Origin of the sequence: Nonomuraea sp. NPDC003560 (assembly GCF_042878785.1) — a bacterium.
Classification (GTDB): domain Bacteria; phylum Actinomycetota; class Actinomycetes; order Streptosporangiales; family Streptosporangiaceae; genus Nonomuraea.
On the sequence record NZ_JBIAOF010000005.1, the window covers coordinates 67,833 to 80,022 of the forward strand.

Sequence of the window (12,190 nt, forward strand, 5' to 3'; positions counted from 1 at the left end):
CTTGGGAGAGCCGCCCCCTCGCCCCGTCCCCCGATACGGTCGGGGCGAGGGAAGCGGAAGATCAGAGGTCAGGCGGGAAAGAGGTCCGAAGGGCTGCCGTGCGGGCCGGTGACGTGACCGGAGATCACCCACTTGCCGTCCGGGGTTGGGTAGGCCCAGTTCGTGCCGCGCAGCAGCACAGGCACGTCCAGCGGGTCGATACCGGTGTGGACGAGGTAGCCGGCGTTGTACGCCTCGGCCCGGTGGGACTCGACCCAGCCGTGACAGCCCGTCGTCCCCGACCCGCACAGCAGCAGCAGGTTCTCCGCCGTGTTCTCGCCGCCGCGGCCCCGCGGGATCCGGTGGTGGATCGAGTCCTCATCCCGCGGCACCTGGAGGCCGCAGCGGACGCACACCTGGTCGCGTGCCTCCACCAGAGAGCGGAGCTTTGGGGACGGGCCGGTGTCCGACTCAGCGAACTTCAGATGCCACACGCCGCCATGGCACTGCGTGAAACCCGTGGGCTGCTCACCTGGCAGGTTGAGCCGCCGGATCTTCTCGAAACGGGCGGTGACGTCCTTCTCCGACAGGAACGCCTTCCGACCGCATCCGCACGCGGGCGACTTCACGACTCACCCCCGGCGACGAAGTAGAGCGAGAACTTGGTGGGATCCTTGGGGTTGCGGCGGAAGTCGATCGTCTTGTTGCCGCAGCGAACGTGTCCGCCCATCTCGGGCCGGATCGCGTCAAGCGCACCCTTGGCGCGCTTCTCCTTGTCCTGCAGATCCTTGATCTGTTTACGCAGGTCGAAGAGTTCGTCAGCCCACTTCTGGGCGTTCGGGTCGTCCAAGTACAGCACCGACCTGCGGTCCCGCTCCGGGACGTGGCCCTCCCAGCAGATGCCGCCATCCGGGCCGCCGAACGGGCAGCCGAGGCAGAACACGCTGTCGGGGTCGTAGTCACGCGGCAGCATGTCCAGCGACGTGTCACGGACCTGCTGCAGCCACTCCATCGCGTCGCGGACGTTGCGCGGGTTGAGCGGCGCCCCGTCCGGCCCGGGCCACAGGTACTCCTCGCCCGTGTCGCGCGCCAGGTACTCAATCCGCACCCGCTTGGCGTCGTAGCCCATCGTGACCAGCGCGGCGGCGTACACCGACACCTGCCACAGGTGGGCATGCTCCGGACCATGGAGCTTGATGTGCTCCAGCCAGCGCGACCCGGTCGTCTTGGTGTCGACCACCGTGCCGGTGGATGCCTCGAACCGGTCCAGGTGGCCGAGGATGCCGGCGAAGCGCACCTCATGCTCGACCAGGTCCCCCGGCTCGGCGACCTTCTCCATAATCTGCGCGACCATGTCGTGGATCGCCGAACCGATGACAGCCTGGATGTTGCCCGACGGGTTGACGGGTTCAGCGCCGGCCAACTTGTAGCCGACCCTGCGGCGGCAGGAGCCGAGGTCGGAGACGCCGATATCCTTCTGCTGGGTGCGGGGCCGACGCTGGTCGGCGATGAGCAGCAGCTCCGATGTCGTCCTCATGAGGTAGCCACCACCGCCGCGGAGGTCCGGCTGGCCGCCGATGGCCAGCCGGTGACGAGTTGAACAGCGGCGATGTGGGCGCACCCGTCGCCGCCCGTGCAGGAGCACGACCAACTGTCCTGAAGGAAGAGAACCAGGTAGCGGCCGTTAAAGCCCTGCACGAGCGCGGTCACCAGATGGGGACGTAGCGCGGGCTTGACCGTGGCCGCCTCTAGGATGCGGACCTTCTCGTCACGCAGATAGCCGAGCACCTTGGTTCGCAGGTCAGGCACGGGAACCACCTGGGCACTCGTCCTCGAAGTGGTCACCCACCAGGCCGCACGTCTCGCACCGGTAGTCCTCGGATGGGCCCTCGACCACTTCGGCGTCCACCGTGTCGGCGAAGTTGAACTCCTCGGCCAAGTTGCCGATCTCCTCGGCCACCTTCTCCGGGTCGACCACGGTCTCGGCCTCGACCACCTCAGGCTGAGTGACCTCCACCACGGCGTCGGCGATGTAGTCGTAGTCGCCCTCGACACCGAAGCCGAGCGCAACCTCAGGGCAGGCGAACTTGGCGCAGTTGGAGATGGCCCGGTTGCGCAGCATGGTCCGGGTGTAGGACTCCCACGGCAGCGGATCGCCCTTGCTGCTGCGCGCGTGCGCCTTGCCGTCCTTGATGGCACACAACCCCGCACGGGCAGCGTCCTGAAGGGTGAAGGTCTCTCGGTGCGGGCTGGACGGATCGTCAGCACGGACGATCTCAACCGTGCACCGCTCGTCGGTGGACTCGATGATCCGAACCCGGTGGCCGGCCTTACGCGCCAGAGAGATCCAGGTAGTGCCAGAGAGCTGCGGCTTGCCCTTCACCACGTAGATGCCCTGGATGGCCTGCATTGGCGACAGGCCGAGGTCCTGTCCGTACAGCAGCAGGGCCAGCACATCCGAAGGCTTGCCGCGCACCGCGTCCGGCATGAGCGCGGCCATGGCCAGCGCCTTGGAGAGCCGGTAGGCGTCATCCAGATCGGTCAGTGGAGCCCCAAGGCTGACCTGTCGGCGCTCCAATTCGGTGGACTCGCTCACTGCTGCTCGTCTCTCTCGTTGTTGGGGGTGTCTAGGGGCTTGATGTGACGGATGTAGACCGTGGCGTCTGTGGACGAGAGCGTGTTCCGAGCGGTGACCTCCCACTCGTGGCCAGCCCAGGCGCCACGGCTCTTGCGGACCTGGCCCACGAGGCGGTTGGCGTCCTTGTAGTCGCCGACGAAGACCTTCGCCCACTGGCTGGTGTTCTCGATCAGGACGGCGATGGTTGCCGCCCACATGGAGGTGTCTGGCGAGCCATTCCCAGCCGGCGGCGGGTCAACGAACACGGGCTCCATCGGCTCGGTCACGTGTCCTGCCCCTTCCAGTACTCGTCTTCGATCTCCAGCGGGAGCGGATCGCCACCGCGCACGGACGGCCGGCGCTCGCGGGTGCGCTCGTAGTCGGCGACGGACTGCTCGGAGATCACCTCGTGGTCGCCTGCGATCGACTCCAGGTGCAGCACGTCGGCGGCGATCAGGTCCTCGACCTGGTCACGCGTGATGCCGAGCCGTCTCGCGACGGCGGTACGGGTCAACCAGACGCCCGTCATGACGCCACCTCGCCGGCCTCGCCCAGGAACCGGGCGTACACGCGGTACTCGCCATCAACCGTCCGGGAGACAGCGTCGAACTTCCCGCGTGCGGCCAGCGCCTCGACCACCCCGTCGCGGATGCGCTGGGCTACGCCGCCCGCCCGCGTAGGCGTGGCAGTCGCGCCGATGAACGCCCACTCCCCCGGACGTGCGCACAAGGTGGCGGCTACCTGCTCGTAGTCGAACGGGAGAGCCTTCGCCCACCTTCTGGTGGACCGTGGAGGGTCCTCGAAGCGGATCTCGAAGCTCATGCGCTCGCTCCCGCCTGCTCGGCGAGACGGACAGCCTCTGCCAGCGCCTCGAACACTGCCGTGTCCGAAGGCGGGTCCAAGAACCGCACCTGGTCAGCGGCACGCTCGGTCGGCCCGTCATGCCAGCGGCCGACCAGGTCGATCACCGCGGCCGGGTGGAGGTGGTCGTAGTCCGCCCGGTGCGGGGCGATCACATGGACGAGGAGGCGTCCAGCGTCCAGCAGGACGTCATCGACAGGCTCCAGATCGTCCAGGTCGGCGTCCTCGACCTCAGACCAGTAGTCCGGCGTGAGCCCGGCAGCTACGCCCATCGCGCCGAGCACGCAGACCTTGCCGTCGCACTCGTAGTCGCCCAGGTGGCGTCCCTTCTGCTTCAGGACGCTGATCGCGGCGTTCAGGATCGTCTCGGCGTTCACGCGGGCACCTCCTCGCCCATCTGGGCGGCCAGGCCAGCGCGCCGCGCCTGCTCGATCAGGTGGTCCCGCAGGTCGCCCGCCGCGTCGACGTTGTCGTCGTCCTCGACGCCGTCAGCGACACGGACCGCCTTGGCGGGGTCGAGGCCGTACCGGTCGGCGAGGATCGCGGTGAGCAGCGACGTGCGCAGGCGAGGACCTCCGGCGTCGTACTGGTGCTCGTAGACAAAGGCGGCGAGCGCCTCCAGGGCGGGGCTCATCGGGCCTGCTCCGGGCGCTGCTCGATCACCGTGACGACGGCCTGGTAGACGCCGGGCGTCTCACGCTTCATCCACTCGAAGAACTCGATCTGGCGCTGCCAGTCCTTCAGCGTGGGCGGTATCTTGTTCATGACTTGCTCGCTCTCTTGTCTGATCAGTCAGCTAGGTTCTGGAGCGGGTGGTCGAACGCGAGGTCCGGCATGGCGTTGCTGGGCCTCGCGGCATGTCAGGGGGTAGGGGTGCGCTGAGCGGGGACGAACCAGTCCCTGGCGTCGTCCCGGTCGATCTCGGCGAGTTCCGAAACCCGCATCGACAGGCCCAGAGTCAGGTAGGCGGCTCCCCACCGCTCGACGGCGGTCACGACGCGCCCCTGATCATGCGAAGCCGGCGGAGAGTGCCGTTATCGGCGATGCGGCGGACTGCGCGATCCCACGCCCAGCCCTCCCCTGCCGGGGTGAGCCGCGGGGACGAGCTGGTCTTCATGCCGTGGGAGGCGGTCGGGTACTCCGTCTCCTTCATGCGGACGAAGTCCTTCTCGGCGGCGAACGCAGTCCGCTGGTTCTTGCGGATCGTGTTGCCGCGGATCAGTAGGCCGATCTCTCCGAGGAAGTCCCATACCTCCTCGTGCAGCACCCGGACGCCGTGCTCATCCTTCGCCCACGCCTTCAACTTGTTGGCGAAGTCGCCCACCGCCATCAGGCCGTCAGCGGCCCGGTGAAGGTCAGCCTGAGCGGCGCGCGGCTCCAGCTCGGCCATCCGCTTGTTGGCTGCGTCGATGGCTCGTGCCTGCTGTGCCGCGAGTTCCAGCGCCTCGGCGAAGTCGCGCGGGATCTGGAACTGCTGTGGCTGGGAGGGGACGGTGTAGCTGCCCGTCTTGCGGATAGACGGCAGCACCTCCCGGTACACCCAGCTTTGGAAGCGGGCCACCTGAGAGCGTGTCGCCTCGTTCTTGATCCGGGCGGTCTGCCGCTGGCCGAGCGCCCGGTAGAAGCCGGCCTCGGTGACGAACCAAACCTGCTGGTCACCGCCAGGGGTACACGCTGTCGTGTACCCCTTCTCCTCGTCCGGGATGGACTCAGTGAGGCGGTAGGCGTCACGGATGCCGAGCGACCGCGCCAGGCCGGGCGCCTCGACCTTGAAGGAGTCGCCGACCGGCTGAATGCGGAGTTCGAACTCGCCGTTGTCGAAGAGCTGCATGTCACTCATGCCGCCGCCTCCCCCGCCGCCTTGCGAGCCTTGGCCGCGCGAGCTGCGCGCATCCTCTGCTGGTAGTAGGCGGTCTTGGCGTTCTCGGCCCGGCGGAGACGCTGGTCCCGGGGCATCTCGTTGCCCGGGTCCACCTTCTTCATCCAGTACTCGATGGATGCCGGCGAGTTGTTCCGCGCCTTGGCGGTCGCGCCGATGCGGTCGTCTTCGTTGGCCCACCGGGTGTTGGCGGCGATGCGGGCGATGGTGCTGCGCTCGGAACGGGTGCTCATCGGGTCACCCGCCTGGCGCGCCGGACCAGCTTGGGGTTCTCCGCGCCTTCCAGCTGCTCGCGCGGCACTCCGAGAACGCGGGCAATGCCGCCGAGGAGGCGCACGGAGGGCTGCTTGTAGCCGAGTTCGATGTTGCGGATGTAGTCGGGGTGCCTCTGGATCCCCTCCTGCTCACGAAGCTTCGCCACGAGCTCATCGACGGTGAGCTCCTGACGTTCGCGCTCGCGACGGATCTTGGTCCCGTCGGCCTGTGTGAGTTGGGCCATGGCAAGAAGCTAGGGCAGATCAAGGCAGATCACAAGACCTATTTGGCTCTATCTGCCCCCTGTCTGCCTCTAGTTGCCCCTGTTACTCCTGTTGTCAATGCTTCATGGGGGATCTGACCTGCACCGCTCTTACCAGATCTGCCTAGACCTGCCATCAAGAGTCAGGCATGATGCGTACGTGCCACAGACGAGTGACACCGATCCCGAGGCCCGCGCGCGCCTCTCCGAAGCGATCAACGAGCGCCGTGAGCAGCTTCGGCTTACCTGGAATCAGGTAGCGCAGCAGGCAGGCCTCACCAAGGAGGGACTCCGGTCCGTCCGCACTGAGACCCGGCGCATGATGCCCCTCACCAAGCGAGGCATCGAAGACGCCCTCGCATGGCAAGCGGGCAGTATCGATCTGATCCTTGCCGGCCAGCCTCCCGTAGAGGCCGGCGCCGCCACCTCGCCCACCTCGACGCCAGAGCCGGACATCCCAAGCGTTCCCGAGCCGGGAATCCAACGATGGTTCCTCACGGAGCTCCGTCGCCGCAGGATCTCGCTGGCAGATCTCACCACGTCCATCAACGCTCTACGGGTGATCGCTGAACATCATGGTCAGACTCTCGCCGAACTTCTCCTGGAATCGGGGCTGGTCGAACGAGACGAGCTACAGGTCCGCGACCACAGTCCCACGAGAGACGCAATAGCGCTTTTTCAGAGTGAAGTTGAGGGGATTATCGCATCCCCGCATCTTTCTGCGCGACAGCGACGGCAAATCGAGGATCGGGCCGCTGAAGGACTCCAGAGAATTCGCGAAGAAATCGGCGGGGACGCGTAAACCTCGAACCCTTCTCAGACGACAGACTTCAGTCGCGCCTGTGCGGTGTTCGATTCCTTGTCCGTGCCGGCCTGGCCAGCAGCCTCCTCTTTGATCGCCTCTTCGAGCCGCTGCAGCTTGCCGCTCAGGCGGAGGTGGGCGAGTCGCCCGTGGTCAGGCCGGGTGAACCAGAGGACGACAGTTACGAGACTGACGAGCAGAGTCGCCAGCCAGACGGCTTGGTACACCTGGATGTGTGGCTGAATCATCGTGGCCGTGACGATGAACGTCCCCCAAGTGACTCCGGCCACGCTCGTCGCGATCCAGCGCATGGTGCGTTCTTTCACATCCACCCCTTTGTGGCATGACGCAGCTGCGGCGGCCAACTGCGACATTCTTTCGTTCCCCAGGATTCGCGGCAGCCATGTGACTGTAGGACAGGTTCGCAACTGTATGGAACAGGACACGAGGGATGTTTTTTGCCGCCCAATATCATTACAGACGGGTCATTATTCCTGACAGGACGCATCCACGCGTTTACCTGGGAATATAGTTTAAATGTAGATCTACACACGTAGACAGGTCGGCGTAAAGGTAACGAAAGCCTTCCTTTCCGGACAGTATCCCCACCACTCCTCGGAACTACGTTCGAGCCGCTTGTTCACGCTTGTGCATGCACGTTCACGCACGTCCATGCACGTCGCCGCATGAGCAGGGTCAACCATGATCGTCTACGGTTCTCCCGTGATCGAGTGGAAGCCCAACGCCTACGTATGGGCGCAGGTCAGAGACGAACTCCGAGCCCGCATAGCGGCGGGGAGATACAGGTCTGGTCAAGTGCTGCCCAGCGAGACGACACTGGTCGAGGAGTTCGGCGTAGCCCGTAACACCATCCGCAAAGCGGTCAAGGCGTTGCGAGATGAAGGCTTGATCACTACCGTGCCTCACCTCGGCAGCTTCGTGGCCGACAAGCCGGCGCCCGCATCTGACGATCCGGCGAAGTAGGGGGAAGGGCGACGGTGCGCCCAAGAGGGACAGGGGACCCCGACATCTACCCTGTCGGGGTCCCCGCCCCCTTGCGGGGCCGCACCGGCCCGGTTGCTGCCGCGTCTCCCGGGGGGAGGACGCCCGGGACCGGTGCGACGTCCGGGCCTCTGCCTCGCCACAGAGAGCGACATAAAGCTCGGATCGTAGCCAAAAGATCGCTTGCTGTCACTGGTCAGCGCGAATCTTCCTCACTGCCCCATCAGACGCGCCGTGAACCCCTCTGACGCCAGAGGCACATCTGCATCACCCAACAGCCTCTGACCAGCCAACTTTTACAGCATCGGATTCGTTGCAGACACAGAAATGCCGACCTGCGAACACGCAGGTCGGCACACACAGATCGGTTAACAGGATTAGAAGTCCGGTGCTCTATCCAGCTGAGCTAAGGGCGCTCCTGCCTTATTGTGCATGATCCGGCGACTTGTCACGCACACGTTCTGGTCGTGTCAGGCCGACAGGGCGATCACCAGCCACATGAAGAGGGTTCCCGTGACCGTGGCGGCCAGGGTCCAGCCGGTGGCGCGTCTGGTTGTGTGGGCCTCCGGGAGGATGTCGGAGATGGCCAGGTAGAGGAGGAATCCGGCGAAAAGGCCCAGGTAGGCGGTCAGGACGTGGGCCGGGATGGCGATGAGGAAGGTCAGGGTGGCGCCGATCACGGGGGCGAGGGCGTCCAGGGCCAGGAGGGTGAGGGCGCGGCGGCGGGCGTTTCCGTACAGCGACGTGATTGTGTACGTGTTGAAGCCGTCGGTGAAGTCGTGGGCGATGACACCGATGGCCACGGCGACGGCGAGCGAGGCGTCCGTCTGGTAGGAGGCTCCGATGGCGGCGCCGTCCAGGAGGCTATGGACGACCAGGGCGGATCCGGCCGTGACGCCTACGCCGGCTCGCGCGTGGCGGTGGGCGGCGTAGTCGCCTTCGTGCGCGTCGTGCATGCCCATGGAGCGTTCGACGATGTGGATGCCGAGGAACGCCAGGGCGAACATGAGCATCGGGAGCGGGACGCCGAGCACGTCGACGGCGTCCCGGGTGAGGGCTTCGGGGAGGAGATCGAAGGCCACCACGCCGAGCATCACGCCCGCGGCGGCGCCGAGCACGAGGTGGCGGTTGTTCTTGACGCGGTCGGCGACCAGCCCGCCCAGCAGCGTCATGAGGAAGGCCGCCAAGGAGAGCAGGATGGGCACGGTTCCTCAGGCTAGGGGGTGGCTGGGGGGCGGGAGCGGTACGACACTCGGCCGCGGAATTGGAGGGACCCGGCGACCTCGGGGGCAGGCTCACGACACAGCCCAGGTTCGGGAACAGGGCACGGGCCCGGGGACAGGGCACGGGCTCGGGGACAGGCTCGCGACACAGCCCAGGTTCACGAAAGGGCACGCGTTCGGGACAGGCTCGCGACACTGCACAGGCTCGCGAAAGGGCACGGGTTCAGGATCCTGCGCGGTCAGCGTCCGACGGGTGCCAGGCGTCGGGGGGTGGGTTCGGGACAAAAGCGAAGGTGAGGAGACCGGTACGGCTGGGCAGGGCGGCCCGTAGCCAGGAGAAGGGCCTGCCGGAAGCAGGAGGAAGAGGGGCAGGGCGGGGAGGGAGGGGGCGGGGTAAAGGGCAGGCGGCCGTGGGGCAAATGGGGCTAAGCTGTTGTGGCATGGTCGCGACGCTCCTGCATGAGATTCCCCTGCAGGGCGGGGACGTGACAGACGGGGTGGTGCGCGTCGGTGACACGGTGCGCAGGCCGGTCGGTCCGGCCACGCCCGCCGTGCACGCCCTGCTCAGACACCTTGAGGCAGCCGGGTTCGGGGGTGCGCCGCGGGTCCTGGGAACGGACGGCTTAGGACGCGAGATCCTCACGTACGTCCCTGGGCGGAGCGGGTTGTGCCGGGCCGGTTCGACGGACGCGTTCCTGGTCGACCTGGCGCGACTGGTCAGGGAGTTCCACGACGCGACCGCCGGGTTCCCGCTCGACGCCGGCGGATGGGAAGGCGGGTCGAACGACGACCGCGCGCCGGAGGTCATCGGACATTGCGACCTGACGCCGGACAACGTGATCTTCCGTCACGACACCGACACCGCTGCGGCCACCCCCGTCGCGCTGATCGACTTCGACCTCGCCCGGCCCACCACCCGGCTGTTCGACATCGTCACCACCCTCCGCCACTGGGCCCCGATCGCCGACCCGGTCGACCGCCACCCCCTCCAGCGCGACACCGACGTCGGGGCCAGGATCCGCCTGTTCTGCGACGCCTACGGCCTCGCGCCCCGCGAACGCCGGCGGCTGCTGGAGCTGTCCAGGCTCCGCTTCCACCGCTCCTACGACGTCATGCGCACCCGCGCCCGCGCGGGCGGGAACTGGGCCAAGATGTGGACGGGCGGCGCCGGGGAACGCATCCGCCGGGCGGCAGCGTGGCTGGATGTGCACGAAGATGAGCTTCATGCCCATTTGGTATGACCCGCTAGGTCTCGCGCTCGGTGTCGCACTCGACCAGGTTCTTGGTGATCCGCGAAGCTCGGCCCACCCCGTCGCCCTGTTCGGACGGGCGGCGGCGAAGCTGGAGGAGTCGTCGTACGGCGACACGAGGTGGCGCGGGGTGGTCCATGTCGGGATCTGCGTCGGGGGCGCGGCCGCCCTGGGCGTGCTGGCCCAGAGGAGCGGCGACCGGGCCGTCCGCACGGCGGTGACGGCGTTCGCCACGTGGGCCGTGCTCGGCGGCACGACACTCGCCCGCGAAGGCGTGCACATGGCCGAGGCCCTGGAGCAGGACGATCTCCGGCGGGCCCGGGCCAGGCTCCCCCACCTGTGCGGCCGCGACCCCGCGGGGCTGGAGGCGCCGGAGCTGGCCAGGGCGACGGTGGAGTCGCTGGCGGAGAACACCTCCGACGCCGTGGTCGCCCCGCTGTTCTGGGGCGCGGTGGCGGGCGTGCCGGGGCTGCTGGCCTACCGGGCGGTCAACACGCTGGACGCCATGATCGGCCACCACTCCCCCCGCTACGAACGGTTCGGCTGGGCCGCGGCCCGGCTCGACGACGTGGCGAACTACGTACCGGCACGCGTGACGGGACTGCTGACGGCGGCGCTGGCCGACGACCCCGTCCGGGCGCTGCGGATGCTGCGACGGGACGGCCACCGCCACCCCAGCCCGAACGCGGGCAGGTGCGAGGCCGCCTTCGCCGGCGCGCTCGGCGTCACCCTCGGCGGCACGAACGTGTACGGCGGCAGGACGGAACACCGCCCCACGATGGGCGACGGCCCCAAGCCGGACGTCAAGGACATCCGGCGCGCCGCCCGGCTCACCCGCGCGGTCGGACTGGCGGCGGCGGGGCTGGCCGTGCTCACCGCATGGGGCCTGCGCCGCCGCCATTCCGGATAATCGCGGTAATCAGCTAAATGGCGGTTAACTCATTATCCGATTGAGATTGATCGCCAGCCAGATGACGAATGCGGCGACGGCGGTGACGGCGACCAGACCCTTCACCGCATGGTGCGCGGTCTCCCGCCGCACCGTCACCTGACGCTGCGTCTGCTTCCAGACCTGCCTGAGCATGATCATGTTCTGGAAGCGGCGTCCGAGCGCGAACAGGGCCAGCCCGATGAGGACGAACAGGATGACACGACCATCGGCAGGTTCCACGACACGGCCCCCTTTTTCGGTCTTGAAGAAGAAGCGTGCCCCCGCACATTTGGTTACTCACGATACTCGTCTGGCAGCTGTTTGTTGATTAATTTATCGGGTCGAGATCCACCACGATGGGAGCGTGATCCGAGGGGCCTTTCCCCTTGCGCGCCTCGCGGTCGACGTACGCCCCCCGCACCCGTTCCGCGACGTCGGCGCTGGCGTAGACCAGGTCGATCCGCATGCCCTTGTTCTGGTGGAACATCCCGGCCCGGTAGTCCCAGTACGTGTACGGGTGCGGCCCCTTCATCGGCGTCGGCACCACGTCCCGCAGGCCGAGGGCGAGCAGCTCGGCGAGCGCGCGGCGTTCGGCGGGGGTGACGTGCGTGGAGCCGGCGAACAGCGCGGGGTCCCAGACGTCGGCGTCGGTCGGCGCCACGTTGTAGTCGCCGCAGGCCACCAGCGGCGAGCCGGCCTCCTCGGCCAGCGCGTCCCGCAGCGCGGCGAACCACTCCAGCTTGTAGGCGTAGTGCGGCGAGTCGACCGCGCGGCCGTTCGGCGCGTACAGGGACCAGACCCGCAGGCCGCCGCAGGTCGCGCCGAGCGCGCGGGCCTCGGGACGGGCGGCGCCCACCCCGTCGAGCCCGGCGAAGCCCGGTTCGCCGGGGAAGCTCGGCGTCACCTCCTCCAGCCCGACCCTCGACAACACGGCGACGCCGTTCCACCGGCCGTCTCCGTGGGCGGCGGCGGCGTAGCCGAGCTCGCCCACCTCCGCCACGGGGAACGACTCCGCGGGACACTTCGTCTCCTGCAGGCAGACGATGTCGGGCTCGGTCGCGGCCAGCCAGTCGAGCAGGCGTGGCAGCCGTGCCTTGATCGAGTTCACGTTCCAGGTCGCCAGGCGCAT

Annotated in this window: 22 protein-coding genes; 4 read left to right on the forward strand and 18 right to left on the reverse strand. The window is 67.7% G+C overall.

What is annotated here, in order from left to right; genetic code table 11:
- Positions 1-68 precede the first annotated feature (68 nt).
- The 14 genes from ACFYUV_RS20830 to ACFYUV_RS20895 form a co-directional block, all read right to left on the reverse strand.
- Positions 69-608 carry an HNH endonuclease gene (locus ACFYUV_RS20830; RefSeq protein WP_387670583.1) on the reverse strand — a complete coding sequence of 180 codons (540 nt, stop codon included), beginning with the start codon at positions 606-608 and terminating at the stop codon, positions 69-71.
- On the reverse strand, positions 605-1,516 hold the full coding sequence (locus tag ACFYUV_RS20835) for a PD-(D/E)XK nuclease family protein (RefSeq protein ID WP_387670585.1): 912 nt from the start codon (positions 1,514-1,516) through the stop codon (positions 605-607). Before ACFYUV_RS20835 ends, ACFYUV_RS20830 begins: the two co-directional genes overlap by 4 nt.
- The gene (locus tag ACFYUV_RS20840; protein WP_387670587.1) at positions 1,513-1,788 is read right to left on the reverse strand and encodes an SWIM zinc finger family protein; all 276 of its coding nucleotides are present in this window, start codon (positions 1,786-1,788) and stop codon (positions 1,513-1,515) included. Before ACFYUV_RS20840 ends, ACFYUV_RS20835 begins: the two co-directional genes overlap by 4 nt.
- Positions 1,781-2,575 (reverse strand): hypothetical protein, encoded by a 795-nt coding sequence (locus ACFYUV_RS20845; RefSeq protein ID WP_387670589.1) that lies wholly within the window; start codon positions 2,573-2,575, stop codon positions 1,781-1,783. The genes ACFYUV_RS20840 and ACFYUV_RS20845 overlap by 8 nt, the downstream gene beginning before the upstream one ends.
- Entirely contained in the window at positions 2,572-2,883 is a 312-nt protein-coding gene (locus ACFYUV_RS20850; protein ID WP_387670591.1) for a hypothetical protein, read from the reverse strand. Before ACFYUV_RS20850 ends, ACFYUV_RS20845 begins: the two co-directional genes overlap by 4 nt.
- Positions 2,880-3,125 carry a hypothetical protein gene (locus ACFYUV_RS20855; protein ID WP_387670593.1) on the reverse strand — a complete coding sequence of 82 codons (246 nt, stop codon included), beginning with the start codon at positions 3,123-3,125 and terminating at the stop codon, positions 2,880-2,882. The genes ACFYUV_RS20850 and ACFYUV_RS20855 overlap by 4 nt, the downstream gene beginning before the upstream one ends.
- A complete protein-coding gene (locus ACFYUV_RS20860) occupies positions 3,122-3,418 on the reverse strand; it encodes a hypothetical protein (RefSeq protein ID WP_387670595.1) in 297 nt (98 codons plus the stop codon). Before ACFYUV_RS20860 ends, ACFYUV_RS20855 begins: the two co-directional genes overlap by 4 nt.
- Positions 3,415-3,834, reverse strand: coding sequence for a hypothetical protein (locus ACFYUV_RS20865; RefSeq protein WP_387670597.1), 420 nt, complete (start codon positions 3,832-3,834; stop codon positions 3,415-3,417). The genes ACFYUV_RS20860 and ACFYUV_RS20865 overlap by 4 nt, the downstream gene beginning before the upstream one ends.
- On the reverse strand, positions 3,831-4,091 hold the full coding sequence (locus ACFYUV_RS20870; protein WP_387670599.1) for a hypothetical protein: 261 nt from the start codon (positions 4,089-4,091) through the stop codon (positions 3,831-3,833). The genes ACFYUV_RS20865 and ACFYUV_RS20870 overlap by 4 nt, the downstream gene beginning before the upstream one ends.
- On the reverse strand, positions 4,088-4,222 hold the full coding sequence (locus ACFYUV_RS20875) for a hypothetical protein (RefSeq protein ID WP_387670601.1): 135 nt from the start codon (positions 4,220-4,222) through the stop codon (positions 4,088-4,090). Before ACFYUV_RS20875 ends, ACFYUV_RS20870 begins: the two co-directional genes overlap by 4 nt.
- Before the next feature lie 95 nt (positions 4,223-4,317).
- Entirely contained in the window at positions 4,318-4,452 is a 135-nt protein-coding gene (locus tag ACFYUV_RS20880; protein WP_387670603.1) for a hypothetical protein, read from the reverse strand.
- A complete protein-coding gene (locus tag ACFYUV_RS20885) occupies positions 4,449-5,297 on the reverse strand; it encodes a phage antirepressor KilAC domain-containing protein (RefSeq protein WP_387670605.1) in 849 nt (282 codons plus the stop codon). Before ACFYUV_RS20885 ends, ACFYUV_RS20880 begins: the two co-directional genes overlap by 4 nt.
- On the reverse strand, positions 5,294-5,569 hold the full coding sequence (locus ACFYUV_RS20890) for a hypothetical protein (RefSeq protein ID WP_387670607.1): 276 nt from the start codon (positions 5,567-5,569) through the stop codon (positions 5,294-5,296). Before ACFYUV_RS20890 ends, ACFYUV_RS20885 begins: the two co-directional genes overlap by 4 nt.
- A complete protein-coding gene (locus tag ACFYUV_RS20895) occupies positions 5,566-5,835 on the reverse strand; it encodes a helix-turn-helix domain-containing protein (RefSeq protein WP_387670609.1) in 270 nt (89 codons plus the stop codon). The genes ACFYUV_RS20890 and ACFYUV_RS20895 overlap by 4 nt, the downstream gene beginning before the upstream one ends.
- Before the next feature lie 178 nt (positions 5,836-6,013).
- Between ACFYUV_RS20895 and ACFYUV_RS20900 the strand changes: the two genes are divergently transcribed.
- Entirely contained in the window at positions 6,014-6,655 is a 642-nt protein-coding gene (locus ACFYUV_RS20900; RefSeq protein WP_387670611.1) for a hypothetical protein, read from the forward strand.
- Positions 6,656-6,669: 14 nt separating this feature from the next.
- On the opposite strand, the gene ACFYUV_RS20905 is transcribed toward ACFYUV_RS20900, so the two are convergent.
- Entirely contained in the window at positions 6,670-6,981 is a 312-nt protein-coding gene (locus tag ACFYUV_RS20905; RefSeq protein ID WP_387670613.1) for a hypothetical protein, read from the reverse strand.
- A 397-nt stretch (positions 6,982-7,378) separates the two neighbouring features.
- Here ACFYUV_RS20905 and ACFYUV_RS20910 point away from each other — a divergent pair, with 397 nt between their 5' ends.
- Positions 7,379-7,639 (forward strand): GntR family transcriptional regulator, encoded by a 261-nt coding sequence (locus ACFYUV_RS20910; RefSeq protein ID WP_387670615.1) that lies wholly within the window; start codon positions 7,379-7,381, stop codon positions 7,637-7,639.
- Between the two features lie 488 nt (positions 7,640-8,127).
- Here the strand turns inward: ACFYUV_RS20910 and ACFYUV_RS20915 are convergent, their stop codons facing one another.
- Positions 8,128-8,862, reverse strand: coding sequence for a ZIP family metal transporter (locus ACFYUV_RS20915; protein WP_358287884.1), 735 nt, complete (start codon positions 8,860-8,862; stop codon positions 8,128-8,130).
- Positions 8,863-9,320: 458 nt separating this feature from the next.
- Here ACFYUV_RS20915 and ACFYUV_RS20920 point away from each other — a divergent pair, with 458 nt between their 5' ends.
- Positions 9,321-10,121, forward strand: a complete 801-nt coding sequence (locus ACFYUV_RS20920) for a phosphotransferase (RefSeq protein ID WP_387670617.1) — start codon at positions 9,321-9,323, stop codon at positions 10,119-10,121.
- Positions 10,105-11,040 carry a cobalamin biosynthesis protein gene (locus tag ACFYUV_RS20925; protein WP_387670619.1) on the forward strand — a complete coding sequence of 312 codons (936 nt, stop codon included), beginning with the start codon at positions 10,105-10,107 and terminating at the stop codon, positions 11,038-11,040. Before ACFYUV_RS20920 ends, ACFYUV_RS20925 begins: the two co-directional genes overlap by 17 nt.
- A 24-nt stretch (positions 11,041-11,064) precedes the next feature.
- Here ACFYUV_RS20925 and ACFYUV_RS20930 read toward each other — a convergent pair whose 3' ends face one another.
- Together ACFYUV_RS20930 and ACFYUV_RS20935 are read right to left on the reverse strand one after the other, a co-directional pair.
- The gene (locus tag ACFYUV_RS20930) at positions 11,065-11,301 is read right to left on the reverse strand and encodes a hypothetical protein (RefSeq protein WP_357978197.1); all 237 of its coding nucleotides are present in this window, start codon (positions 11,299-11,301) and stop codon (positions 11,065-11,067) included.
- Between the two features lie 88 nt (positions 11,302-11,389).
- Positions 11,390-12,190 (reverse strand): exodeoxyribonuclease III, encoded by an 801-nt coding sequence (locus tag ACFYUV_RS20935; RefSeq protein WP_387670622.1) that lies wholly within the window; start codon positions 12,188-12,190, stop codon positions 11,390-11,392.